This window comes from Thalassobacillus devorans MSP14, from assembly GCF_000496835.1.
In the GTDB taxonomy this organism is placed as follows: domain Bacteria; phylum Bacillota; class Bacilli; order Bacillales; family Halobacillaceae; genus Thalassobacillus; species Thalassobacillus devorans_B.
In genome coordinates, this window is record NZ_KI543238.1 from 418,283 (window position 1) to 443,649 (window position 25,367).

A 25,367-nucleotide genomic window follows, 5' to 3' on the forward strand; every position below is an offset into this window, starting at 1 on the left:
AGCGTTCAGACCTCCCGTTAAGAAACAAGTTCAGGAACAGTTTCACTATTTTAGATTGTGGAGGGGGAATACAAAAGTGAGCTATAAGGTAGTTGCATGGTTCAATAAAAAAACAGAGATCAACTTTTTATGTAGTGAAAACAAGGCGGAGTTAAGTTTCCAAACAAAAACAGAAGCAGAGCGATTTATTGCTTTTTTAAAAGGCTCCGGCTATATGCAAGGGAAATATCATTTTACAATCGAAGAGTCTAAAAAAGAGCTTCTTGTCGAAAATAATATAGCATCCATGTAAACCTATGTTTATGCAATTATAAAACATGGGTTTTTTATTTTGTTCAACAATTTCATAGTAGTAAATTTTCAGAAATTTCTATATAATGGAAGTTGTATCAGGTATAAAAGGAGGGTGCTTGCGATGAATACATATAACCAGAGCTGGGATCTTGACAGCATTTTTCCAAATGGAAGCGAGTCAAAAGAACTTAAATATTATGTGCAAAAAACAGAGCGTTTAATGGCACGGCTGGAAGAAATAGTAGTTGATTTGCAATTTCCCGGCTACCAATCAGGTAAAGGAAATTTGATGGAGGCAGTGGATGTTTTACAAAGTGTTACTAAACGTATCAGAGAAATTGGTGCATTTGTCAGTTGCTTGGCTGCGCAAGATGTAAAGGACGCTAAAGCAAAGGAGTGGATGGCGAAACGAAGTCAGCTTGGAGCTCAATATGGCAACATTCTCACCAAATTGGACCAGAAGCTGATCCAGGTGGAAGAAGACACGTGGCACAGTATATTACAGCAGGAGATGGTCGCTCCAATTGCATTTGTACTGAATGAGCGCCGCAGTCGGGCAAAAGAAAAGCTTCCTCTGGAGCAAGAATCATTGATTAATGATTTAAGTGTGGATGGCTATCATGCCTGGGGACAAATGTATAATAATATAGTAGGAAAAATGATGATTGACTTTCAAGGAAGGGAATTATCAGTAGGGCAGGCTTCCAACAAATTAGGTTCTTCCAGAAGGGAAGTGAGGAAGGAAGTGGCAGGAAAGCTGAAGGAAGCGTGGGCGGGGCAAAGTGATTTGTTTACCGAAACGCTCAATCATTTAGCTGGTTTCCGACTGCAGACATACAAATATCGTGGCTGGGATAATGTGCTGAAAGAACCACTCGACTTCAATCGAATGAGTGGAAAAACGCTTGATGCCATGTGGACAGCTATTACAAAACATAAAGTTTTTTATAAAACATACCTTCAGCGAAAAGCAGATTTATTGGGACTGGATAAGTTAAATATGTATGATACAGGAGCTCCAATTGGGGGAACTGAGCAAACGATGTCTTATGATGAAGGAGCGGAATTTATTATAGAACAGTTCCAAAAGTTCAGCCCTAAAATGGCTGATTTTGCTAAGATGGCTTTTGAAAACAGGTGGATTGAAGCGGAAGACCGTTCTGGTAAACGGCCAGGAGGTTTCTGTACCAGTTTTCCGGACAGCAAACAGACTAGAATTTTTATGACTTATTCTGGGACAGCTTCTAATGTAGCCACGCTGGCTCATGAACTTGGCCATGCCTATCACCAGCATGTCATGAATGATCTCCCGATATTGAATCAGGGCTATGCCATGAATGTAGCAGAAACCGCTTCTACGTTTGCTGAAATGATCGTTGCTGATGCTGCTGTGAGGAATGCTCAAACAGAAGCGGAAAAACTGTCATTACTCGAGGACAAGGTGCAGCGCAGTGTCGCATTCTTTATGAACATTCATGCAAGGTTTTTATTTGAGACCCGTTTTTATGAAGAAAGGAAGCAGGGAATGGTTCCGACGGACCGGTTGAATGAATTGATGACTGATGCTCAAAAAGAGGCTTACCAAGAAGCGCTCGGTGAGTATGACCCTTATTTTTGGGCCTCCAAGCTTCATTTTCATATTACTGGCGTTCCATTCTATAATTTTCCTTATACGTTCGGGTATTTATTCAGCCTTGGTATCTATGCAAAAGCGGTGAAAGAGGGCAAGAATTTTGAAGATAAGTATACTTCATTGCTTCAGGATACTGGTAAAATGCGGGTGGAAGAGCTCGCTTTGAAGCACTTAGGAGTGGATCTGGAGAAAGAAGAATTTTGGGAAGATGCTTTGAAGTTGTGCATTGCTGATGTAGAGGAGTTTCTCAACTTAACAGGAGCTGCTGCATCAAATTAAACCATTTGTAAAAGGAGGATGCATAGTGGAAAGACTTTCGGATCAGCAGAAGGATCTAGAAGTAAGTAAGCTTGATGACTGGAAGCTGGAAGACGATAAATGGATTGTGAAACGTTACCGTTTCAGACGTTACTTGTCAGGCATTCATTTCGTCGAACAAGTAGCAGAGTATGCCGAGGAAATACAACATCACCCTTTGATTCATATTGACTATAAAGTGGTTACCATGAAACTGACTTCCTGGAATGCGAAGGGGCTCACAGATCTGGATATCAGAAGTGCAGAAGAATATGATCGGATATTTGGGAAAATAAGAGAATGAATGCATAAAAGCAGACCAGAATCCGGTCTGCTTTTTGATCTTTTATATTGTCGTCATTTTCTATCTCTTTTGGTTAAGTCAGCGGGTAATGGTTTAATGGCTATCGTCATTGCCTTCCATATCATCATCTTCTTTCTTGTCTTCAGTAATTTGCACATCCCCGACAGGAAACTTCTTCTTAGGCATGACATGCATGTCACGTGCTTGTGTGTGGGCGAAAAGGTAGTACGCCCCTTCTTCTTCAAAGGTATAGGAGACTTCATAGACGCCCTTGCCTTTATGTTCTGCTTCTACTTTTTCGTGTTCTTCATCGGACGCCCCTTCGGCCCAGAATTCAAATTTTACATAGTCTGCATCTTCTACTGCTTCTTCACCTTGAGTAACTTTAGCCTGGAAAGTGACTTCTTCATTTGGCTGGATATCTTCAGGTATGGTAACTTTGGTATCAAGCATCGGCTCCATGCCCTTTTCTTCTTCCGCATTTCCCGATTGATCTCCACCACAGGCACTAAGCACAATAGCAGTGATGAACAGACCTAAATAAATAAGCGTTTTTTTCATGGTGATGGCTCCCTTATTTGAAAATAATTACATTCTCATATAGCTTAACACGTCATTTTCAGAAAAACTATGACCCTGTCGGGCTATCCTTGTGGCAACTTTGTGACAAACTGTTCACTTTATCCATCCATTCGCATAAGCCATCCGGGTCAGTTACACCCGGTTTTTGATGCCGAGCTTCTTCAACATGCTTTTTAAATGGTTTTTTACAGTGTTTTCTGATATATGCAATTGCTGGGACCTATAAAATCAGCCATTTGATTTGTGTGTAAGATAACATATGAAACACCTGCTTTGTGTTAGTTGTTTTAATTGTACTGCGAATGGAGATAATAGCAAAATATAAGATAGGTGTATTATCATAGTGGTTAGTGTGTTATAATAGAAAAGTTGAATAATTTTTGTACTTTAAGTAGATTCAAATAAAAGGATTCATGTACAGAAAGACTATGGCTTTTCGCTATAAGGACTTTGTGACAAGCTAAGTTTTTCTAACTGTTAAAGAGGAGTGTGTGCACCATGCAACACAGAAATGATATTCGTAACGTCGCGATCATTGCCCACGTCGATCACGGTAAAACTACTTTAGTGGATCAGCTGCTACGCTATTCCGGTACGTTCCGTGACAATGAGCAAGTGGACGAACGTGCGATGGATTCCAACGATTTAGAGAGAGAACGCGGCATTACTATTTTAGCTAAAAATACCGCGATTAATTATAACGATACACGTATTAATATTATGGATACACCAGGTCACGCTGACTTTGGCGGTGAAGTAGAACGGATCATGAAAATGGTCGATGGTGTTTTACTTGTCGTGGATGCTTATGAAGGCTGTATGCCTCAGACTCGCTTTGTATTGAAAAAAGCATTGGAACAAAAATTGACTCCTGTAGTCGTATTGAATAAAATCGACCGCCCTAGTGCCCGACCTGATGAAGTCGTAGATGAAGTCCTCGACCTTTTCATTGAGCTAGGCGCCGATGAGGATCAATTGGAATTCCCGGTTGTTTACGCATCGGCATTGAACGGTACTTCCAGTGAAGAGCCTGAGCTGGAGACCCAGAAAGAAACAATGGACCCTGTTTTCACAACCATCATGGATAATATCCCGGCACCGGTCGAGAATTCAGACGAGCCTTTGCAATTCCAGGTGACTTTGCTTGATTATAATGACTACGTCGGGCGTATTGGAATCGGTCGTATTTTCCGCGGCAGCATCAAAGTCGGCCAGTCAGTCGTATTGATGAAAAAAGACGGCTCTGTCAAAAACTTCCGTGTGACGAAATTGTTCGGCTTCATCGGCTTGAAGCGAATTGAAATCCAGGAAGCACAAGCTGGAGACATCGTCGCGATATCTGGTATGGAAGACATCAACGTAGGGGAAACCATCTGTCCTCCTGATCATCAAGAGGCAATGGAAATTCCTCGAATTGATGAGCCGACACTTGAAATGACATTTCTTGTCAACAACAGCCCATTTGCCGGCCGGGAAGGTAAATATGTAACTTCCCGTCAAATCGAAGAGCGTTTGATGACGCAGTTAGAAACAGATGTCAGTTTACGTGTAACACCTACCGAATCTCCTGATGTCTGGACAGTCTCCGGCCGTGGCGAGCTTCACCTTTCTATTTTAGTGGAAAATATGCGCCGTGAAGGGTTTGAATTGCAGCTCTCCAAACCAAAAGTCATCCTGAAGGAAGTCGATGGTGTTACCTGTGAGCCGGTTGAACGTGTTCAAATTGACGTGCCAGAAGACTACCAGGGTGCTGTCATGGAATCCATTGGTTATCGTAAAGGCGAAATGCAGGACATGGTGAATGATGGAAACGGGCAAGTACGCTTGGAGTTCCTGGTGCCTTCCCGCGGATTGATCGGTTACACGACTGAGTTCTTATCCCAGACTCGTGGCTATGGAATTCTGAACCATACATTTGATGGCTATGCTCCACTTGTCCAGGGGCAAGTTGGCGGCCGTCGTCAAGGTGTACTTGTTTCCCTCGATAAAGGGAAAGCATCTACGTATGGTATCATGAACCTCGAAGATCGTGGTACGATTTTTGTCGAGCCTGGTACAGAGGTCTATGAAGGAATGGTAGTCGGAGAGCATAATCGTGATAATGACTTGACGGTCAACATTACGAAAGAAAAGCATTTGACCAATATTCGTTCCGCCAACAAAGATACGACGAATACCATCAAAAAGACACGTAAGCTAACGCTTGAAGAAGCGATCGAATACCTGGATGATGACGAGTACTGTGAAGTAACTCCAGAATCTATCCGTATCCGTAAAAAGATCTTGAACAAAAACGAGCGTGAAAAAGAAGCGAAGAAGAAAAAACTTCAAAATGTTGAGAAGTAATCAAAAGCCTCCCCACCGGTTTAAGACCGTCGGGGAGGCTTTTTCAGTGTGTGGGAAATTGTCCGTGAAGGGTACAACATATCTGGTGTACACCTACCATGAGCTACTGGAGTGGTGAATAAATACTCAGGTTTATTTATTGATTGAATTTACCTTTCATCTTGCCGGTCTTTTTCTGGAATTCTCCTTTGTCTTTCTCATTTTTACCTTCAGCCTGCATTTTTGGATCATTTTTTGCATTACCTACTTGATCTTTAAATTCACCTTTCGTTTTTGAAACGCCTGCTTTCATTTTTTCACTTAGGCCTTTTTTATCTGCCATTCGACACACACGCTCCTTTCGAATAATTGTATTAGACGTTTACCCTGCTGATTCTGAGATGAAACAAAAAAAGAAAATGCTGCCCTTGTGGACAGCATTCATTTTACCTGATCGATTTCCCATTTGTAGCTATAGAAGCTTTCCTTTGTTACCCACTTCAATGCTTCTGGATCATTTACTTTCATACCTTCTTCGATCATTTCAAGAATACGTGCGGTTTGAGAAATGTGGGCGCGCATGGCGTCCAGTTTCTGTTCTTTGACCGATTCAATATTATTGATCACATCCGGTGCGCCTAATTCCTCAAAGGTATTATTGGCAAAAGCAAGACAATGGAGTTTCGGTCGTTCAGCAGGGCCGATTTCGCGGACCGCCCGGATGACCGCCCTTGCGGTAGCTTCGTGATCTGGATGAACGGCGTAGCCTGGATAAAATGTAATGATCAAAGAAGGGTGAAGTTCATCGATCAAATCCCGAACCAGCTGGGTCATTTTTTCATCATCTTCAAATTCTAAAGTTTTATCACGGAATCCCATCATTCGCAAGTCTTCAATCCCCATTGCTTTCGCGGCCAGCTTCAATTCTTCTTTCCTGATGAGCGGCAGGGTTTCCCGGTTGGCGAATTGGGGTTTCCCGAGATTCCTTCCCATTTCCCCTAATGTCAAGCAAGCATAAGTCAATGGGGTCCCCTGGTTGATATAAGAAGCGATGGTACCGGATACACCGAAAGCTTCATCATCCGGATGGGGAAATATGACAAGCACTTGCTTTTCTTTTTCTATCATAATCAGCACTCCTTTAAAAAACGACTGCAAATAATAAAGCATCTGTCTGCTATTATCCCGCAGGATGAAGAGTTTTTAAAGTCATTTGTTCTATAGGAGTTGAATCTTACGTAATCACTTTCTCCTTGAAAGATGTTATATTATCCGAATCTCCAAATAATATGAGAATATCATCAGTTTGTATCGAAGCATCTTTATCCGCTAATCCGATGAATTTCTGATCACGTTGAAGGCCGAGTATGGATATACCGTGTTCCTCATGCAAAGGGAGTTCGGTGATCTTTTGATTTTCAAGGGAGGAATCCTGACTTATCTTAATTTCTTCCACTTGATAATGGTCCGATTCTGCGTGAATGATAGAATCAATGTAATGCATGCTGGCAGGCTTGATCATGGAGAGCGCCATTCTTCTGCCACCTAAATCACTGGTATTTACAACGTGGTCTGCTCCTGCGCGTTTTATTTTATCTTCTGTTTCAAATACTTCTGCTCTTACAATTGCTTCGATATCTTTGTTCAAGCCTTTGGCTGTCAACGTTATAAATACATTAGTGGCGTCATCCGATGTAGTAATGATGATCCCTTTCGCTTTATTTATCTCTGCATGCTCCAATACTTCATTCTTTTTAGCATCTGCTACGATATAGGGAATGTCTTCTGGTATTCGTTTTACAGATTCCTCGTCATAATCGACGATGACTGCCTGGTAATTGTGCTGGGAGAATTCTTTCAGCACTTGCTCCCCGACCCTTCCAAAACCACAAATGATATAGTGATCGTTCATTCGACTGATTTGCTTATCCATCTTTTTTCTCTCCCACTTTTTCGATAGTCTGCCTTCAATCATGGATGCTGCGATAAAAGTTAATAAGTAAGTTGAAACCCCCATTGTAACCGGGATTAGAAACATAGCAAAGATTTTTCCGGCATTACTGACTGGAACCATATCGCCATATCCGATTGCCAGCACAGATACGATTGTCATCCAGAAACTTTCGAAAAAAGTATAATTCTCCACCTGCATGAACACAATGGTCATGATTAATATCAAAGTAGCTAATGTAATGCTGAATTGAATAGCGCGTTTATACCGATTCGGCATACTCTCTCCCCTAACATGACAAATCCTTTATACGATACGAATATTGCCCTTATAGCTAATAGGTAAACATAGATGTTTAAAATACTGGCCTTTAAGGAATTTGTGGTTATAGAAATAACTGAAGCTATAAACCCGAATAAGGAGAGATTCTATTATGGAAATGGAAAAACGAGTAGACCACTTAGTGTCATGGATAAGACAACAAGTGAACGATGCCGGGTTGAATGGTGCGTTAGTAGGTGTGAGCGGGGGTATCGATTCTGCGGTTGTTGCTTACTTGATCAAACGGGCTTTTCCAGATGATTCCATCGGAGTAATTCTTCCGATCAACCAGCGTGTGGAGGATCAAAAAGACGCAATCGCAGTAGTGGAAGGAGCGAACCTCAAAAAGGTCGGTATCGAATTGACGGAAAGTTATCAAACAACTTACAACGAAATACAGGAGCAGCTACAAGCAAACCAGGATTGGAATGAAGAAAATGCCCAATTGAATGGTGCTAACCTGCAAGCGAGACTGCGGATGAGTACGCTCTATTCTGTTGCAGCTAATTACGGTTATCTGGTAGTAGGTACGGATAACGCTCCTGAGCATTACACCGGATATTTCACTAAATATGGGGATGGCGGTGTCGATCTTGTGCCCCTCATTCATATGACAAAAGGGGAAGTACGTGAGATGGCACGCTATCTGGGAGTTCCTTCTCAAGTTGTGGAGAAAAAGCCAAGTGCTGAGCTCTGGGAAGGTCAGACGGATGAGGAAGAAATGGGTGTTTCCTATGACACCATTGACGCTTATATGAAAGGGGAACAGGTGGCCGAAAAAGATAAGGAAATCATTGAAGCGCTCCATAAGAAATCAGCACATAAGCGGATCATGCCGGCGGAACCGCCAAAATTCGAGTAGTAGAGGGTGTAATAGATGCAACAATCAAATACAGCATTACTTATTATCGATGTGATCAACAAAATGGATTTCGATGGCGGAGAAGACCTGCTTGAACATTCATTGGAAATAGCGGACAATCTGTACACTTTCAAACAGGAGGCAAAAGAAAAAGGGATACCGGTCATTTATGTTAATGACAATTTTGGTCTTTGGCAGGACAATGCCCGCGAAATCGTGGAAGAGTGCAAAAAGGGAAGAGGGAAGCCGCTTGTAGAGAAAATGGAGCCGGATGAGGACGACTTTTTTGTCATCAAACCGAAGCATTCGGGTTTCTATGGAACTCAGTTAGATATTCTTCTTGCGCAAATAGGAGTAGATCGTCTAATTTTAACAGGTACTACTGGAGATATGTGTGTATTGTTTACAGCAAACGGAGCATATATGCGCGAATATGACCTTTATATTCCGAAGGACCTGGTTGTATCAGAGGATAAAACCGATAATGAAAATGCATTGAAAATTATGGAGCGATCCTTATTCGCCGATATTTCTCCCACAGTGCAGTTCGATTTTGAAAAAGTCCTTAACAATTAAGCAGAAAAAAACCGTCTGTCATTTGGGACAGACGGTTTTTCACTTTAGTAGCCTACTTGATATGGTTTGGATCACTAAGTGTTCGGTACGATTATCTTCCTGTAATTTAATTTCGCCTTCTTCTCCTGTATCGGTATAACCAATGACACCGAAGCTGATCATGAAAATAATCAATAAGGCTAATAATAACGTGCGCAACTGTTGTTCCTCCTTCATAATGTCTAAGTTCATTTTATAATAAAATAGGAAATAAGACGAGGGTTTTATTACGATTTCTTTACAAAAGAAGACACGAATATACAAAAGTTTCGACAAATTTCCATTAAAAACCTGTTTTTAATTTTCTGACAGGGGTAGTGAGTAATAAGAGACATAATTATTCTGGCTGATATCTCCAATTAATAGCGAAGAGAGGGAGTTCATCTTAATGATTAATCAATACACCTTGGATCGTTTTGAGGGATACTACGCGGTACTAGTGGAAAAAGGAAACGAGCAAAATGAATTGATGGTGCTGAAAGAGAGACTGATTGCTTTTGCTAAAGCAGGAGATACATTGGCCATAGACTTTGACAGCATCGGAAATTTACGCCATGTGGAAATCATTGCAAAAGAAAAAATAAGCCCGGAAGAACCGGAAAAAGAATTAGAAGGTTTGTAAAATAATACTGCCATTATATTTCATTGGATAATCACAAGCACACCGATTTAGGGGTGCTTGTTTTTTGTACGTTCACAAAAACTTGACAACAAGCCAAGTTTTTCTAATGGCAAATGTCACTAAGGATAACAAGTAAATATTCATCAATAATAATAATGAAAGGAGTGAGGTTCATTTGGAAGTTACTGTTAATAAAGTGGTTGATGCCAAAGGACTTGCATGTCCGATGCCGATTGTAAAGACAAAAAAAGAAATAGATAATCTGGAGCCAGGGATGGTTATGGAAATCCAGGCTACTGATAAAGGTTCCACTACAGATATTAAAGCATGGGCTGAAAATACCGGTCACCAGTATTTAGGTTCGACTGCCGAAGGCGATGTTTTTAAGCATTACCTCAGAAAAGCAAGGGATGAGGAAGAAAAGGCGGAAACGAAACATCAGGATATCACATCCTTGGATGACCTTTTGAAGAAAGTGGAAGGCGAAGAGAAGGTTACGGTCATTGATGTTCGGGAGCCCGCAGAATATGCTTTCGGGCATATTCCTGGATCCGTCAATATTCCTCTGGATCAATTAGAGAACCGATTTGATGAACTCGATAAAAATGATGAGATCCATGTCGTTTGCCGAACAGGAAACCGTAGTGATTTAGCGGCCCAGAAAATGGCCGGAAAGGGATTCAATAACGTGAAAAATGTGGTGCCTGGCATGAAAGAATGGTCAGGACCGACAGAACAAACCAATTAGGAGGATACAATAAATGAAAGTAGCTATCATAGCAGCAAATGGAGGCATGTTTGATGCTTATAAAGTATTCAACATTGCCACAGCAGCGGCAGCAACAGATGCCGAAGTAGGGATATTCTTTACATTCGAGGGTTTAAACTTAATTCATAAGGAAGGTCACAAGCAACTGCCGATGCCTGAAGGGACCGAGCATTTCCAGGAAGGTTTCCAGCGTGCAAATGTCCCCCCGGTAGAGGATTTAGTCAGCATGGCGAGTGAAATGAATGTCAAAATGATCGCTTGTCAGATGACGATGGATGTCATGAGTCTGGAAAAGGAACATTTTGTAGAAGGCATAGATGTTGGTGGCGCTGCCAGTTTTCTGAATTTCGCCAGTGATGCCAATATCACACTGACTTTTTAAAAGAAAGGAGATACGTAATGAGTACCGAACAACAAGTCAAGGAAGTTACCGTAAAGGAACTTACCAAAGACATCTTATCCGGAGAAGATGTCTTCATATTAGATGTCAGAAATACAGATGAGTTTGATGATTGGAAAATTGAAGGTGAAAATGTAGAGGTTATCAATAAACCTTATTTTGAGTTATTAGAAGGTATTGACCCGATCATTGATCATTTGCCGAAGGATAAACCGATCTATACGATTTGTGCAAAAGGCGGTTCATCGCAGTTTGTAGCTGAACAAATTGCCGAAGCTGGTTACGGTAACGTATACTCGATTTCTGGAGGGATGAAAGCTTATAGCGAGCATTTGGAACCAGTGGAGGTTGGAACTGTCACCGGGGGGAGCCTGATCCAGTTTGTCCGCATCGGAAAAGGGTGTTTGTCCTATTTAGTAGTGTCGGATGGCAAGGGGGCAATGATTGATACAAATCGTATGCAGGAACCATATGAAGAGATGATAAAGGAAAAAGGTGTTCAACTTACTCATGTATTTGATACGCATCTGCATGCCGATCATATTTCTGGTGGAAAGAAGCTCGCCGATCAACACCAGGCAGTTTATTATTTACCTCCGAAGGATGCGGATGAAGTTACTTATGATTACAATCCATTGCATGACGGAGATGAATTCCAGATTGGACAAACGTCCATCAAAGCCATTTATTCCCCGGGACACACCATCGGGAGCACCTCGTTCATTGTTGATGATCAGTATTTGCTGACAGGAGATATCCTGTTCATCGATTCAATCGGACGACCTGACCTTGCTGGTAAAGCAGAAGACTGGGTAGCGGATTTACGAAACACGCTGTATAAAAGGTATAAGTCGTTGCCGGAAAGTCTGACAGTGCTGCCTGCCCATTATATGAGCATTAAAGAAATGAACGAGGATGGAAGCGTGTCGGAGAATCTTGGGAAATTATATAGTGAGAACCATGGTTTGAACATCCACGATGAGAATGAATTCCGAAGCGCGGTGACAGACAATTTGCCTCCGCAGCCGAACAGCTATCAGGATATCCGGGAAACGAATATGGGAAAACAAAAGCCCGAGGTAGAAGCTCAGCGGGAAATGGAAATCGGTCCGAACCGTTGTGCCATCAGGGAATAGCATGGAAAATCAGCCTTCCTGAAAAGCAGGCTGGTTTTTCTATTTAAACGGTTTTTAGGAGACAAAAGTACAGGAAGAAAGTTCTTTTTGTGATAACCAGAAGAAGAAAGAGATGTGATAATGAATAATAGAGACATTAGCGATCTGACAATTGTCTGTCCTGCAATTATGATATAATACAAACAAACGTTCTAGACAAAGGCGGGGAGATGATGGAAGAATTATTGACAGGGTTGAACGAAGCGCAGCAACAGGCGGTCACTTCCACAGAAGGTTACATACGAATCATTGCTGGTGCAGGGTCAGGAAAAACAAAAGCACTGACACATCGTTATGCATTCATCGCGAATGCATTAGGGATTGAACCTTCTAATATGTTGTGTGTCACCTTCACAAATAAAGCAGCCCATGAAATGAGAAGACGGGTTAAACAGTTGATCGGCGGGGAACAGGACACCGGCTTCATCACCACGTACCACGGTTTTTGCGTCCGTGTCCTTCGCGAAGATATCCACCGCTTATTCTATCCGAAGAATTTCGTCATCATGGATGTCGAGGATCAAAAAGCAGTGTTAAGAGAAATTTTCGAAGACCTTGGGTTGAAGTTGAATGATAAAACGTTCAAACGACTGCTCGATAAAATTGGCATTCTGAAAGGAAACACTCATTATGTCCAGCAAATGGTCCAACGCGGAGAAATGATTACAGAAGAAGCGTTTGACGATCTCGACGGGCGCATCATTCAATTATATTTAAAAAAGCAAAAGCGGGTGTTCGGCCTGGATTTTGACGACCTTATCAATTTCACCTTTGTTTTATTCAGTCAGTATCCAGAGGTTCTGGAAAAGTGGCAGGATCGGCTGTTTTATATCCAGGTCGATGAATTCCAGGACAGCAATGCCAAGCAGTTCGAGTTGATACGTATGCTGGCGGAAAAGCACGGAAACTTGTTTGTTGTCGGCGACCCCGATCAGACGATCTATGAGTGGCGTGGCGCCGATCCCAAATATATTGTGGATTTTAAGGAATACTTCCCTTCTGCAGAAACGATCTTTTTGAATCGGAACTACCGGTCTACACCGGAAATTTTGGCTGTGGGAAATAAGCTCATCAAACACAACTATTTCCGTGTAGATAAAGACATGGTAACTGATAATGAGACAGGCTTGAAGGTTATCCATTATCATGGAAAAGATGAGCGGGAAGAAGCTGGATGGATAGTGGAAAAAATTAAGGATCTAGTTGAAAAAAAGGGTGCCAGTTATAACGATATTGCAATTTTATATCGGGCGAATTATCTTTCACGTTTCATTGAACAAATGCTCATCAAAGAGAATGTCGAATATACCATCTTTGGGGGCTTCAAGTTTTTCGACAGGATGGAAATAAAAGACGCTCTGGCTCATTTAAGGTTGATTGCGTTTGGAGATGATTTATCATTTTCCAGAATTGTTAATGTGCCCAAACGGCAAATCGGTAAGAAACGGATGCAATTTATAAGAGAAAGAGCAGAAGCAGAAGGGGCGCCCCTGTATGATACTATGAAAAAATACGCAGATCACCCACACCTGCATCGAACGGGTGCCAGGTCATTCATGGATACCATCGAGTCTTTAAAGGTTAAACGAAAAGATCTGACTATCTCTGAACTGCTCCAGGAATCTTTGCAGCAGACAGGGTATGAGGCTTATATCAGGGAAGATGGGGACCAGGACCGACTCGATAATCTTACTGAACTACTGCATTCCATTGTCCAATATGAACAGACATTGGGGGAGGATATCGACCTGGAAGAATATCTTCAGATGCTTACCTTGTATACGGAGCATGACAGAGAAGTTCAGGCGGAAACGGTGAAAATGATGACGATTCATACTGCAAAAGGACTTGAGTTTCCTTACGTCTTTTTTGCAGGAATGACAGAAGGCATCATACCTAACGTGCGGACACTCAGGGAAAGGAAGGAACGGGGACTTGAAGAAGAACGGCGGCTTGCTTATGTTGCAGTAACCAGGGCCGAAAAAGAGTTATACTTGACGGAATCGGAAGGGTTTCAAAGCGGGGGGCTGCAGAAATATCCTTCCCGGTTCATTTTTGAAATCGATGAAACGGATTACAATCGAATCGGACTGCTTGACGAAGAATTGATCAAGGAAGCGAAACAGTATATCCAGGCATACGCCCATCCGGAAAATGAGACTGGAAGCGGTTATAAGAAGGGCACACGTGTCAGGCATCCCGTGTTTGGAGAAGGGAATATTAAAAGTGTGGATGAGAAGAAAAACACCTATTTGATTTATTTTGATACTTTGAAGGCTCCCCGGCCAATCAGCAGGAATTTTAAAAATCTGGAGAAGATGGATGAACCTCAAAGCAGGCAGCAGTAATAAGGAAGGTTGATTCAAGGTGTGACGGGTATATACCCGCATATGAAAAGATACTGTTACCAATGTATGTAGCAGACACCTGCCAATGAACAGATAATACTCAACAAAAGCTTGTATGGAACAGATAAGTTTTTTCATGTTTTATAATGGGTAAGAATGTAATAAGACTCTGTAATAGCTATGTTTATCCTTTAAAAGTTTAACCTGATTAAAGGGTTAAAGTATAAAAAACACGAAGGCGACTAGCCAAATTTATTCTAATTAAAAGATGGAGGGTGTTAAATATGGCAGAATGTAATATTGATCACGGACAAGAAGATGTGAAAAAGAAATTAATCAGTCAGGAAGAGTTCCTGCCTGACGATTTGGTTGTGAAGATGCATATTTATCTGAAGGATATCCGTCCACAAGAAGAATTGAATGAAGTATTTCATCTCTTGAAAAAATATGACTTGGCATCTGAACAAGAACAAGAAGAAAGAAATGAAAAACTTCGCAATTATGTAGCAGAAATTGAATAATAAGTATTAAGCAGCATTACAAATCTCCTGTAATGCTGCTTTTAATTGGCAGTATTGTTAATAAAAACGAAAACTGTTGCAAAAATGTTTCAACGTCCTTAATATTGTAATAGAATCTTTAAATACAGACATAAGTTTGAAAAAATCTTGAGGATGGTTTGAATGACTTTTGAAGAGCGCTTTGACTGGCGCCTATTTTTTATTATGATAGCTTTGTTTACCATCAGTTGTGTTGCCATATATAGCGCCATACAGACCAATCAATATTCCGATAATTTTGTGGTGCGCCAAATCATGTGGTATATACTTGGAAGCATCATCATTGCAGGAATGATGATGTTCGAACCGATACAATATAAAGGATTGAGCTGGTATCTATATGGAGCAGGAATCCTTGTTCTTGCAGTCCTGGTAGTAGCTCCGGCAAGCATTGCTCCAGTGATAAATGGTCAGAAGAGTTGGTTTTTGCTTCCAGGTATCGGTTCTATCCAACCCTCAGAATTCATGAAAATATTTACGATACTTGTGCTAAGCAGGGTGATCGTCAATCATAACAAAAGCAACCAGTTCAAAACTACGAAAACGGATCTTTATCTGCTGTTGAAAATTATGGGAATTACAGGGCTTCCGATTTTACTGATCATGCAGCAGCCGGATTTCGGTACAGCACTAGTGTTTTTAGGTATCATGTCCGGAATGATTATCGTTGCAGGAATCACCTGGAAATTGATTTTGCCCATTTATGGTGTAATTGGAGCTGTAGGGGGCTCAGTCCTTTATTTAGTAATTCAGGCACCACAAATATTGCAGGAGTACCTGGGAATCAAGGAATATCAACTGGGCAGGATTTACGCCTGGCTCGAACCTTACAAATATCAATCAGGAGATGGCTATCATCTGATCAAATCCCTACAGGCCATCGGCTCTGGAATGTTAACCGGAAAAGGCTTTGGCGATGGGGAAGTGTACATTCCTGAAAGCCATACCGACTTTATTTTCGCTGTTATCGGCGAGGAATTCGGTTTTGTCGGCAGCTGTCTTGTCATTTTGGTGTTCTTTTTATTGATTTATCATCTGATTCAGCTGGCCATCCGGGCAAACTATTCATTTAGTGCGTATGTGTGCGTCGGTGTCGTCAGCATGATCACTTTTCACGTATTCCAAAATATTGGCATGACCGTCCAGCTTTTGCCGATCACAGGAATTCCTTTGCCATTCATCAGTTATGGGGGAAGTTCGCTGCTTGCGAATCTGATAGCGATCGGACTTGCGTTTGCCGTTCATTTCCATCAGCGCGAGTTTATGTTCGGAGATAACAATTTACAGGATTAATTAAACAAAAAGGAAGGATTCCGATACAGGCATCCTTCCTTTTTATGTATGGCTGAGTTTTACATTTAAGCGAAGACTCAGTTTCGAGAGAAATTGTTTCCGTTACGGGTTATGAGCTTATGGAGGTCCGGGAAATCACTCGCTTTCCATGGGCGGACAGTGAGCTTCCTCAGGCACCGCCTTGCGGGATCTCACCGTCATGTTCATCCCACAGAAACTCGAAAAAAAATCATGCCATTTCTTTGGTGCGGAAAGTATAAATAGCAGCTATTAGCAAGAGGGCACTGATTCCTATCGTGACCAGTGCAGTTCCCCACAGGTCACCTGGAATGCTTCCGTCACTGAGCATCGTCCGTATATAGCCACTTATCTTAGCGGGACTCCATTCGAGGACATGGCTGAAAATGTTCGTAATGATGCTGGTGAGGATTACGAACAGGATCGTTAAGAATCCAACCAGTCCTGGCACTTTGAACAACGTGTTCATAAACACCGATATACTAATGACATACAACAGCCATAGCCCATAGAAGAACCAGGTCCATATCAGATCTAATAACGAAATATCACCAAACAGGATATTGACGTAATACCAGCTGGCTATCAATCCAGCAAAAAAAGATACTAACACTAAAACACTGACAGCGCTCCATTTTGCTGATACATAGGTGCTGTACTTAACAGGCTTTACCAGCACAAGTTCGGCTACGCCGCTTTTTCTTTCCCCTGAAATCAGCCCCATTGACATTAAGGCGATGACAAGCACACCAAGCTGGCTGTATTGTGCGAGACTCATCATCAACACCTCGTGAGCAGGAGGTGTCGGTATTTCAAATGATGCCCCTTCCGGAAGTCCGCCGACAGATTCGATAATTTGCGGCAGGTAATAAGTAGATAGCGGGTCAGATATGCCGAGCAGGATGAATACAAGTGGAACCCAGATCCATTTAAAGTTACGTCCTGCTTCCAGCATTTCACGTTTGAAAACTGTCATGAATTGCATCATTGATTCACCACCTTCATGAAGAGATCCTCTAATGATGCACGACCGACTTCAAAGCGTTCCAGCGGCCAGCCTTCTGTATAAATCAATTGTAAAATTTCATCTCTCGCCTGGTTGGTGTCGTTGACAAAAATATGATAATTCCCTTTATTATGTTCCGCTCGTATGACGGCAGGCAAGGCAGTTATTTTTTCTTCCTCAGGGGTAAAGCCTTCCTGGAATGACACGTCGATCTTATCGACACGATGCTTCTGCCGAACCCCTTCAAGCGATCCAGCCTCCACTATTTTACCGTTATGCATCAGCAGCAGTTCATCACTGACTTCTTCGGCATCATTTAAAATATGAGTGGAGAACAGCAGGGTTGTTTCTGCTTTCAGCTCTTCCATTAATGACAACACTTCGCGTCTGCCGATAGGATCAAGAGCGGAAACCGGCTCATCCAGCATCAATAATTTTGGCTTATGAATCATTGCCTGGGCAATACCCAGACGCTGCTTCATCCCTCCGGAATATTTATTGATTCGTTTATTTTTTGCATCCGCGATACCGACACGGGCTAATAACTCATCAGCGCGTTTAGCTGCGGTTTGTCTGTCCATATTAGCAAGCCTGGCGACATAGACGAGGAACTCCTTGCCTGACATCCATGTATGGAAAACCGGGTGCTGGGGGAGGTACCCGATGTGATAACGGATATCTGATTGAACGCTCATCCCCTCAAAAGAGATTTTTCCTCCATTGGAACGGATCAGACCGGAGAGCATGCGTAATGTTGTGGTTTTGCCGGCACCATTCGGGCCAAGCAACGCTACACAGGAACCTTTATTGATGGAAAAATCAATCCCCTGGATGACAGGCTTGCCATCATAATTTTTTTTAAGGTTTTGTACTGTGAGCAGTGACATTACTCCTGTCTCCTTCCAACCACGAAATACAATATCGGCCCAATCATATTTAATAACAGAATGATGAACAGCCACATGATTTTCGGGCCATTTGTATGCTCGATGCGGAACCAGTCGATCAATGCGACCACTTGTAAAATCAGCTGAATGACAAGAAGCGGTGCGACAAGTGCCCAGTTGATTGTTTCGAAAACTTCTGCCATATTAAATCCCCCTTTATTACCGAATAACTAATTATACGAATAACGATAGGAAAAAGCTTCATTTTTGTAAATAATTTCTTCTTAATCTTTCTTAGAGCCTAAGTTTTGCTTTTGTACAAATAGTCAGAACTTTTGGTTGACAGGAAGAATAGTATTCTATAAACTAACAAACAAGTTAGAGTTAAGAGATGAGAATGAGTGAGCTGAGTTGAGGTAGTGGGATGAGTTGAGCCGAGCGAGTAGAGGGACGTCAGGGAGAGCCTGAGTCGTTGCCTGTACCAACCTTCATTTTATCATCCACTTTTTACCCTCAAACTCTCATTCTCCATAACTATTATGGAGAGGTGAGGACATGACCACACGTGAAGCTTTTCTGAATGATGCATGCACGCATCAAACCATTCCTGTTACAGCATCCTTTTATACGGATACCCTGACACCGATTCATATGTTTCAGGCATTGAAGGACGAAGCAGTTTATATGCTGGAAAGTCAGGACCCGGAGTCTCCATGGTCCAATTTTTCGTTTATTGGCATTGAACCTATGTTGGAGGTCGAACAAAGCGGGGAAACCTTTCAAATCAAAGATTTACAGCGGAAATTTGTGATGGACGCTCCGAATTTACAGAAGGCCTTCGATCGCTCACTGGAGTACTTGAAGGTGAAAGAACCGGACGTCGCTGTGCCGTTCCGTGGAGGGGCTGTCGGTTATATCGCTTATGACGCTATATCGGATGCAGAACCAGTGCCTCCTGCCATTGAGGATGATATTCCAATATCAAACTACCACTTGTTGTTCTGCCAGACATTGATCGCTTATAACCATAAAACGAAAGAGACGACGATCATGCAGTTCGCACGGTTGGAAGACGGGGTGGAACCGGGAGATAAATTCAACCAGGCGAAGACACGAATTAAAGAGCTCAGCGAACAGTTGATGAGCAACGGACTTGTTCATGATCTTATGCTGACGAACGATACGGAAGCTGAAGAAGAGATTCCCTTAAAAAGCAACTATACTCATGAAGCATTTCTGCAGGATGTAGAAAAAGTGAAGCGATACATCCATGCCGGTGATATATTTCAGGCGGTATTATCCCAGCGATTCGAGGCTGAAACTACGCTTGGTGGCTTTCAATTGTATCGTGTGCTTAGGAAAGTGAACCCGTCGCCATATATGTTTTATTTAAAGTTTGGTGAGCTGGAAGTGATCGGAAGTTCCCCGGAACGTCTGCTGGAAGTCCGGAACAGGAGGTTAGAGATTCACCCGATAGCGGGGACAAGAAAACGAGGCATAACCGAAGCAGAAGATGATGCACTTGCCAAGGAGCTGCTGGCTGATGAAAAAGAACGGGCCGAGCACCGGATGCTTGTCGATCTTGCCCGTAATGATATCGGACGTGTAGCTGAATTTGGGTCTGTAGCGGTACCGGAATTCATGACCATCGGACGCTTTTCCAAGGTAATGCACATCATTAGTAAAGTGACCGGCGAATTACGCAAAGATGTCCATCCGATTGAAGCCTTGTACTCCGCTTTTCCGGCAGGAACGTTATCCGGAGCACCGAAAGTTAGGGCCATGCAGATTTTGCGGGAATTAGAACCTACTCCAAGACATTTATATGGAGGAGGTATCCTTTATCTTGGATTTGATGGCAACATCGATTCCTGCATTACGATTAGGACCATGACCCTGTATCAAGGAAAAGCATATATCCAGGCAGGAGCAGGGGTAGTTGCCGATTCTGATCCCCAAGGCGAATATGAAGAGACGTTGAATAAAGCAAGTGCTTTGAAAAAAACGATCGAGTTAGCTGAGAAAATGTTTGAGAAGAGCAGAGAAGGAGTGGAGTTGAGATGAAAGAATTATTGAAACGTGTCGTAGAAGGAGAAAAGCTGGGAGAACAGGAATCTTTTGAATTGATGAATCAAATCATGAAGGGGAAAGTCTCTACCGGTCAATTGATGAGTTTATTGAGTGTGTTGCGCTATCGGGGTGAAACGGTCGAAGAAATGACCGGGTTTGCAAGAGCCATGCGAAGTAACATGCTGAAAATGGATATCGAAGACGACGCGGTTATTGATACTTGCGGTACCGGAGGAGATGGAAGTTCAACTTTCAATATTTCTACCGCAGTTGCGATTGTCCTGGCCGCCGTGGGTGTGAAAGTAGCAAAGCATGGGAACCGGAAAGTATCGTCCAAAAGCGGCAGCGCCGATGTGCTTGAAATGCTTGGGATGCCTTTAGAGGTCACGCCTGAAGAAGGGAAGCGCGCCCTGGAAGAAAAAAGGATGACCTTCCTATTTGCTCCGAACTATCACCAGGCGATGAAGCACGCGGTGCCGGCCAGGCAGGAACTTGGGTTCCGGACTGTCTTCAACCTGCTCGGACCGATTTCCAATCCTGCCCAGACGAAACGCCAGCTGATAGGAATCTATGATACGAGCTATGGAGAAAAGCTAGCAGGAACCATGAAGGCTCTTGGTTCCAAACATGTTTTGCTTGTGACTGGCCGTGACGGCCTTGACGAAATAACCATTACAGGAGAAACAGATATCGTGGAATTGAACGATGGAGAGATTACCAGATATACATTGAGCCCGGAAGAGGTCGGTCTGAAACGCGGAAAATTAGAAGATATTCAAATCGTCCATCCAGCAGAAAGTGCAGCCATCATCCAGGATATCGTCTATAACAAAGCGAATGACAGCGCGAGGGACATCGTATTGATGAACGCCGCGGCGGGATTATATATCGCAGGGGAAGCCAAGAGCATCCAGGCAGGAGTAAAGCAAGTAAGAAAAGCGCTTGACGAAGGTGTTGTAAGGGAATACTTTGAAGCAATCACACATACAAAGGAGCAGAAATATGCTTGATACGATTCTCGCCATCAAACAACAAGAAATAGATAGGATTTTCCTCCCAGAGGAGCAGAGAACTACTCACTATTCCTTACATGAGGCCTTAAAGCATTCCCCTTACCTTGCCGGTTTGATTGCGGAAGTGAAGAAAGCATCTCCTTCCAAAGGGATCATCCGTGATGATTTCAACCCTGTCGTCATTGCCCGGGAGTATGAAAAAGCAGGTGCCCAGGCAATTTCTGTGCTGACGGACCAGCATTTTTTCCAAGGCCATCGGGACTTTTTAAGCGACATAAAAAAGGTAGTAAATCTGCCGGTGTTGCGGAAAGACTTTATTATCGATTCCATCCAAATCGAAGAAAGTGCCCGGATCGGAGCAGATGCGATTCTATTGATCGGGGAAGCGTTAGAGCCGAAACAGCTGCACGAATTTTACCAGCATGCGGAGACGCTTGGTTTGGAAGCACTCGTAGAAGTTCATTCGGAAGAAACGCTGGAAGGGATCTTGAAGGAGTTCACCCCCAAGATTATCGGTATCAACAATCGGAATCTCAAAACCTTTGAAACTACACTGGAACAGACGAAGAAAATCGCTCCGATGGTACCAAAGGAAAGTCTGATAGTCTCTGAGAGTGGCATTTTCAGCTATGAGGATATCGAACAGGTTGCAGCTGCAGGGGCAGAAGGGATTCTTGTCGGTGAAGCATTGATGCGGCAGGATGACCTCAATCAAGCAGTGACTCATTTGATGGGGGGCGTACGTTCATGAGATCGCCTTTAGTCAAGCTGTGCGGAAACCGGTCGAAGCAGGATTTAGCTTACAGTGCATATTCGCAGGCTACTCATCTCGGTTTCATTTTCGTACCAGGAACGAAACGGTATGTTCGTCCTGAAAGAGTCGGGCGCTGGGTTAATGAAGTGAATCCGGACCAAAAACTTGTGGGTGTTTTCGTGGAACCAACTATAGAAGAACTTGAAATCGTCCTGCATTATGTGCCACTCGATATCATCCAGTTACACGGCAATGAAACGGTTTCGGAAGTACTTCAAATTAAAGAGCATTTTTCCTTACCAGTGTGGAAAGTGATTCATCACGCCGACTTCGGTGTCGATTATATGCATCTATTCAAGGGAGCCGTAGATGGCTTTGTAGTAGATTCTAAAGTAAAGGGTGCTTATGGCGGCACTGGCGTACGATTCGACTGGGAAGCGATCCCTGCTTATCGGAAAGAAGCAGAACACCAGGGAGTTCCCTGTCTGATTGCCGGCGGCATCACTGCTGAAAATGCAGGAGAGGTATTAAGCTATTACCCCGGAGGAATCGATCTTTCCAGTGGCACTGAAACGGAAAATAAAAAAGACCAAAATAAAATTCAAGCGCTGATGAGAGAGGTGGAAAATTATGGTGCAAGTATATCCGGATCAAAAAGGGCGGTACGGTGATTTTGGCGGTAAATATGTACCGGAAACATTAATGGCTCCATTGCAGGAACTGGAAGAAGCGCTTGATGAAGCCATGGGTGATAAAGGTTTTATCGCGGAATATCATCATGTGTTAGAAAAGTATGCAGGGAGACCAACGGCGCTTACGTATGCTGATAAAATCACAGACATGTTAGGCGGTGCCAGGATTTATTTGAAGCGGGAAGATCTACTTCATACCGGCGCCCATAAGTTAAATAATGCCATCGGGCAGGCGTTGCTTGCGAAACGGATGGGCAAAAAGAAAATTATCGCAGAAACTGGAGCAGGCCAGCATGGTGTCGCTTCCGCCACGGTAGCGGCCAAGTTCGGGCTGGAATGCAAAGTGTTCATGGGGGAAGAAGATATCCGGCGACAGGAACCGAATGTGTTCCGGATGAAAATGCTCGGAGCAGAAGTCATTCCGGTATCCAGTGGCCGTGGAACTCTGAAAGATGCGACCAATGAAGCGATCCGTTACTGGGTAGCGAACTGTGAAGATCATTTTTACTTGATTGGTTCCGTGGTCGGTCCACATCCTTATCCTCGCATGGTCCGCGATTTCCAGCGCATTATCGGCGATGAATCGAAGCGGCAGTTCCTGGAAGGTGAGCCTACCTTGCCCGATTACATCTATGCCTGTGTCGGAGGTGGCAGCAACGCAATCGGGATGTTCCACCCATTTTTAGAAGACGATGTCGAACTGATCGGTGTGGAAGCCGCTGGTAAAGGCGTCGATACGGAAGAGCACGCTGCGACACTGACAAAAGGAGATCGTGGGGTAATTCATGGGTCTCTAACTTTCTTATTGCAGGACGAACATGGTCAAATCACAGAACCTTACTCGATTTCTGCAGGTCTCGACTATCCGGGCATCGGTCCGGAGCATGCTTATTTGTTTGATTCCAAACAAGTCCGTTATGAGGCGGTGACTGATGAGGAAGCGATGAATGCATTAAAGCTGCTGACAGAGACGGAAGGCATTATTCCAGCCGTGGAAAGTGCCCACGCATTAGCCCAGGCGTTTAAAGAAGCGAAGGATTTGCCGCAGGATAAGACTATCCTTATCAATCTTTCCGGGCGCGGTGATAAAGACCTCGCTACGATTATGAATCACTTCAAGGGGGAGGAGTAATATGCTTACACAAACTTCATTCCAGGGTAAGCTCAGTAAGACAGAAGACCTGTTCATCCCATTCATTGAAGCAGGTGATCCAGCCCCTGAGGTGACAATTGAGCTGGCCTTGAAGCTTCAGGATGCTGGTGCAGATATTCTGGAATTAGGAATTCCTTATTCAGATCCACTCGCTGATGGTCCGACGATCCAACGGGCGGCGAAGCGAGCGCTGGAAAATGGAATGTCTTTGAAACAGGCGATTGAACTGATTCCGACTATGCGTGAAAAAGGCCTGGACATCCCTGTGGTTATTTTCACTTATTATAATCCTGTCCTCCGCATCGGCGAGGAAAAGTTTTTTGAGCTGCTTGAGCAGTATGGTGCAGAAGGCGTGCTTATTCCAGACCTTCCTTATGAAGAAAGCGAGAGTGTCAGGGAACTGGCACTGAATCACGATATAGAATATATATCCCTTGTCGCACCTAACTCGGAGGAACGGATTCAGAAAATTGCTTCCGATGCACGCGGTTTTCTTTATTGCGTTTCTACGTTGGGAGTGACAGGCGGTGAAAATCAGTTATCTTCGGAAGTCACTGATTTCATTGAGAGAGTGAAAAAGCACAGCCCGGTCCCTGTAGCAGTAGGGTTCGGCATCTCAACCAATGACGATGTTCGAATGATCCGCGAGCATGCCGACGGGGTGATTATCGGGAGCAAGATCATCCGACTGGTGGAGGCAGAAGTAGAAAATTTGAAAGATGAACAAAAACGAGAGGAAGCCCTGGATCGTTTTTATCATAATGTACGTGAATTAGTCGAGTAGCAGAGGGGGAAGAGCAGAGAGGAGCTGAGTAATGTGATTTATATGATCGACCATTATGATTCATTCACCTATAATCTCGTCCAGTATTTAGGGGAATTGGGAGAAGAAATAATCGTTCGACGAAATGATAAGGTGAGCGTAGAGGAAATTGAGCAGATTGATCCTGATTTGATATTCCTTTCTCCTGGGCCGTGTTCACCCAAAGATGCGCCATTGACTATAGAAGTCATTGATAAGTTCAAAGGGAAAATCCCGATCTTCGGTGTCTGCCTCGGTCATCAGGCGATCGCCCAGGCGTTCGGGGCTCAAGTAGTACAGACAGCAAAACTGATGCACGGCAAGTCTTCCTTCATCCATCACGATGAAAAAGGAATTTACAAAGGTCTGCCTTCTCCGATGGAAGCAATGCGCTATCATTCCTTAATTGTCGATATGGAGAGTCTTCCGAAGACTTTTGATTTGACTGCTGTAACAGTAGAGGGTGAGATTATGGGAATCCGTCATAAGGAATACTCGATCGAAGGGGTTCAATTTCATCCGGAATCAATCGGGACATTAGAAGGAAAACAGCTGATGAAGAACGTGCTGCATCAATATATAAAAGAACCGGTGAAATAAATAGATGCGGAGTGGTTATTG

At 43.2% G+C, this 25,367-nt stretch carries 29 protein-coding genes; 20 read left to right on the plus strand and 9 right to left on the minus strand.

Annotated features, from left to right (window positions below):
- Window positions 1-76: 76 nt before the first annotated feature.
- The 3 genes from P855_RS0118265 to P855_RS0118275 all read left to right on the plus strand — a co-directional run bounded on the left by P855_RS0118265 (window position 77) and on the right by P855_RS0118275 (window position 2,528).
- Window positions 77-292: a hypothetical protein gene (locus tag P855_RS0118265; protein WP_028784911.1), complete on the plus strand. Its 216-nt coding sequence runs from the start codon at window positions 77-79 to the stop codon at window positions 290-292.
- Between the two features lie 123 nt (window positions 293-415).
- Complete coding sequence (locus P855_RS0118270; protein WP_028784912.1) at window positions 416-2,206, plus strand: M3 family oligoendopeptidase; 1,791 nt, start codon at window positions 416-418, stop codon at window positions 2,204-2,206.
- Window positions 2,207-2,231: 25 nt separating this feature from the next.
- Complete coding sequence (locus P855_RS0118275; RefSeq protein WP_028784913.1) at window positions 2,232-2,528, plus strand: 4a-hydroxytetrahydrobiopterin dehydratase; 297 nt, start codon at window positions 2,232-2,234, stop codon at window positions 2,526-2,528.
- Window positions 2,529-2,621: 93 nt separating this feature from the next.
- Here the strand turns inward: P855_RS0118275 and P855_RS21320 are convergent, their stop codons facing one another.
- Both P855_RS21320 and P855_RS21915 read right to left on the minus strand, forming a co-directional pair.
- Window positions 2,622-3,089: a FixH family protein gene (locus P855_RS21320; protein WP_051353313.1), complete on the minus strand. Its 468-nt coding sequence runs from the start codon at window positions 3,087-3,089 to the stop codon at window positions 2,622-2,624.
- A gap of 153 nt (window positions 3,090-3,242) precedes the next feature.
- The gene (locus tag P855_RS21915) at window positions 3,243-3,320 is read right to left on the minus strand and encodes a LuxR C-terminal-related transcriptional regulator (RefSeq protein ID WP_084315771.1); all 78 of its coding nucleotides are present in this window, start codon (window positions 3,318-3,320) and stop codon (window positions 3,243-3,245) included.
- 288 nt (window positions 3,321-3,608) lie between these two features.
- Here P855_RS21915 and typA point away from each other — a divergent pair, with 288 nt between their 5' ends.
- Complete coding sequence (gene typA / locus P855_RS0118285) at window positions 3,609-5,456, plus strand: translational GTPase TypA (RefSeq protein ID WP_028784914.1); 1,848 nt, start codon at window positions 3,609-3,611, stop codon at window positions 5,454-5,456.
- Window positions 5,457-5,592: 136 nt separating this feature from the next.
- Here the strand turns inward: typA and P855_RS0118290 are convergent, their stop codons facing one another.
- The 3 genes from P855_RS0118290 to P855_RS0118300 all read right to left on the minus strand — a co-directional run bounded on the left by P855_RS0118290 (window position 5,593) and on the right by P855_RS0118300 (window position 7,665).
- Window positions 5,593-5,778 (minus strand): CsbD family protein, encoded by a 186-nt coding sequence (locus tag P855_RS0118290; protein ID WP_028784915.1) that lies wholly within the window; start codon window positions 5,776-5,778, stop codon window positions 5,593-5,595.
- A gap of 98 nt (window positions 5,779-5,876) precedes the next feature.
- Window positions 5,877-6,563, minus strand: coding sequence for a bacillithiol biosynthesis deacetylase BshB2 (gene bshB2 / locus P855_RS0118295; protein WP_037986477.1), 687 nt, complete (start codon window positions 6,561-6,563; stop codon window positions 5,877-5,879).
- Window positions 6,564-6,669: 106 nt separating this feature from the next.
- The gene (locus P855_RS0118300; protein WP_037986479.1) at window positions 6,670-7,665 is read right to left on the minus strand and encodes a potassium channel family protein; all 996 of its coding nucleotides are present in this window, start codon (window positions 7,663-7,665) and stop codon (window positions 6,670-6,672) included.
- Between the two features lie 160 nt (window positions 7,666-7,825).
- Between P855_RS0118300 and nadE the strand changes: the two genes are divergently transcribed.
- Both nadE and P855_RS0118310 read left to right on the plus strand, forming a co-directional pair.
- Complete coding sequence (nadE, locus tag P855_RS0118305; protein WP_028784918.1) at window positions 7,826-8,569, plus strand: NAD(+) synthase; 744 nt, start codon at window positions 7,826-7,828, stop codon at window positions 8,567-8,569.
- 15 nt (window positions 8,570-8,584) lie between these two features.
- The gene (locus P855_RS0118310) at window positions 8,585-9,145 is read left to right on the plus strand and encodes a cysteine hydrolase family protein (protein WP_028784919.1); all 561 of its coding nucleotides are present in this window, start codon (window positions 8,585-8,587) and stop codon (window positions 9,143-9,145) included.
- Between the two features lie 39 nt (window positions 9,146-9,184).
- Here the strand turns inward: P855_RS0118310 and P855_RS22160 are convergent, their stop codons facing one another.
- Window positions 9,185-9,343, minus strand: coding sequence for a hypothetical protein (locus tag P855_RS22160; RefSeq protein WP_161628835.1), 159 nt, complete (start codon window positions 9,341-9,343; stop codon window positions 9,185-9,187).
- Window positions 9,344-9,572: 229 nt separating this feature from the next.
- On the opposite strand from P855_RS22160, the gene P855_RS0118320 reads away from it, so the two are divergent.
- The 7 genes from P855_RS0118320 to P855_RS0118350 all read left to right on the plus strand — a co-directional run bounded on the left by P855_RS0118320 (window position 9,573) and on the right by P855_RS0118350 (window position 16,351).
- Entirely contained in the window at window positions 9,573-9,806 is a 234-nt protein-coding gene (locus P855_RS0118320; protein ID WP_235062680.1) for a DUF3006 domain-containing protein, read from the plus strand.
- Between the two features lie 175 nt (window positions 9,807-9,981).
- A complete protein-coding gene (locus P855_RS0118325) occupies window positions 9,982-10,554 on the plus strand; it encodes a sulfurtransferase TusA family protein (protein WP_028784921.1) in 573 nt (190 codons plus the stop codon).
- Between the two features lie 13 nt (window positions 10,555-10,567).
- Window positions 10,568-10,957 carry a DsrE/DsrF/DrsH-like family protein gene (locus tag P855_RS0118330; protein ID WP_028784922.1) on the plus strand — a complete coding sequence of 130 codons (390 nt, stop codon included), beginning with the start codon at window positions 10,568-10,570 and terminating at the stop codon, window positions 10,955-10,957.
- Between the two features lie 17 nt (window positions 10,958-10,974).
- Window positions 10,975-12,111: an MBL fold metallo-hydrolase gene (locus tag P855_RS0118335; RefSeq protein ID WP_028784923.1), complete on the plus strand. Its 1,137-nt coding sequence runs from the start codon at window positions 10,975-10,977 to the stop codon at window positions 12,109-12,111.
- Between the two features lie 212 nt (window positions 12,112-12,323).
- Window positions 12,324-14,498, plus strand: coding sequence for an ATP-dependent helicase (locus P855_RS0118340; RefSeq protein WP_037986480.1), 2,175 nt, complete (start codon window positions 12,324-12,326; stop codon window positions 14,496-14,498).
- 284 nt (window positions 14,499-14,782) lie between these two features.
- Window positions 14,783-15,019: a hypothetical protein gene (locus P855_RS0118345; protein WP_028784925.1), complete on the plus strand. Its 237-nt coding sequence runs from the start codon at window positions 14,783-14,785 to the stop codon at window positions 15,017-15,019.
- A gap of 162 nt (window positions 15,020-15,181) precedes the next feature.
- Entirely contained in the window at window positions 15,182-16,351 is a 1,170-nt protein-coding gene (locus P855_RS0118350) for an FtsW/RodA/SpoVE family cell cycle protein (protein WP_028784926.1), read from the plus strand.
- A 229-nt stretch (window positions 16,352-16,580) separates the two neighbouring features.
- Here P855_RS0118350 and P855_RS0118355 read toward each other — a convergent pair whose 3' ends face one another.
- From P855_RS0118355 to P855_RS0118365, 3 genes are read right to left on the minus strand one after another with little or no spacing between them, the layout of a single operon-like run.
- Window positions 16,581-17,357 carry an ABC transporter permease gene (locus tag P855_RS0118355; RefSeq protein ID WP_028784927.1) on the minus strand — a complete coding sequence of 259 codons (777 nt, stop codon included), beginning with the start codon at window positions 17,355-17,357 and terminating at the stop codon, window positions 16,581-16,583.
- Window positions 17,354-18,262: an ABC transporter ATP-binding protein gene (locus P855_RS0118360; protein ID WP_028784928.1), complete on the minus strand. Its 909-nt coding sequence runs from the start codon at window positions 18,260-18,262 to the stop codon at window positions 17,354-17,356. Before P855_RS0118360 ends, P855_RS0118355 begins: the two co-directional genes overlap by 4 nt.
- Window positions 18,262-18,465, minus strand: a complete 204-nt coding sequence (locus P855_RS0118365; protein WP_028784929.1) for a PLD nuclease N-terminal domain-containing protein — start codon at window positions 18,463-18,465, stop codon at window positions 18,262-18,264. The genes P855_RS0118360 and P855_RS0118365 overlap by 1 nt, the downstream gene beginning before the upstream one ends.
- Before the next feature lie 352 nt (window positions 18,466-18,817).
- Here P855_RS0118365 and trpE point away from each other — a divergent pair, with 352 nt between their 5' ends.
- The 7 genes from trpE to P855_RS0118400 are packed head-to-tail and all read left to right on the plus strand — an operon-like array spanning window position 18,818 to window position 25,346.
- Entirely contained in the window at window positions 18,818-20,326 is a 1,509-nt protein-coding gene (trpE, locus tag P855_RS0118370) for an anthranilate synthase component I (protein ID WP_028784930.1), read from the plus strand.
- Window positions 20,323-21,342: an anthranilate phosphoribosyltransferase gene (gene trpD, locus P855_RS0118375; protein WP_028784931.1), complete on the plus strand. Its 1,020-nt coding sequence runs from the start codon at window positions 20,323-20,325 to the stop codon at window positions 21,340-21,342. The genes trpE and trpD overlap by 4 nt, the downstream gene beginning before the upstream one ends.
- Window positions 21,335-22,096, plus strand: a complete 762-nt coding sequence (gene trpC / locus P855_RS0118380) for an indole-3-glycerol phosphate synthase TrpC (protein ID WP_028784932.1) — start codon at window positions 21,335-21,337, stop codon at window positions 22,094-22,096. Before trpD ends, trpC begins: the two co-directional genes overlap by 8 nt.
- On the plus strand, window positions 22,093-22,770 hold the full coding sequence (locus P855_RS0118385) for a phosphoribosylanthranilate isomerase (RefSeq protein ID WP_028784933.1): 678 nt from the start codon (window positions 22,093-22,095) through the stop codon (window positions 22,768-22,770). The genes trpC and P855_RS0118385 overlap by 4 nt, the downstream gene beginning before the upstream one ends.
- Window positions 22,730-23,923: a tryptophan synthase subunit beta gene (gene trpB, locus P855_RS0118390; RefSeq protein WP_028784934.1), complete on the plus strand. Its 1,194-nt coding sequence runs from the start codon at window positions 22,730-22,732 to the stop codon at window positions 23,921-23,923. Before P855_RS0118385 ends, trpB begins: the two co-directional genes overlap by 41 nt.
- Window position 23,924: 1 nt before the next feature.
- Window positions 23,925-24,728, plus strand: a complete 804-nt coding sequence (trpA, locus tag P855_RS0118395; RefSeq protein ID WP_028784935.1) for a tryptophan synthase subunit alpha — start codon at window positions 23,925-23,927, stop codon at window positions 24,726-24,728.
- A 33-nt stretch (window positions 24,729-24,761) separates the two neighbouring features.
- Window positions 24,762-25,346 (plus strand): anthranilate synthase component II, encoded by a 585-nt coding sequence (locus tag P855_RS0118400; protein WP_028784936.1) that lies wholly within the window; start codon window positions 24,762-24,764, stop codon window positions 25,344-25,346.
- Window positions 25,347-25,367 lie beyond the last annotated feature (21 nt).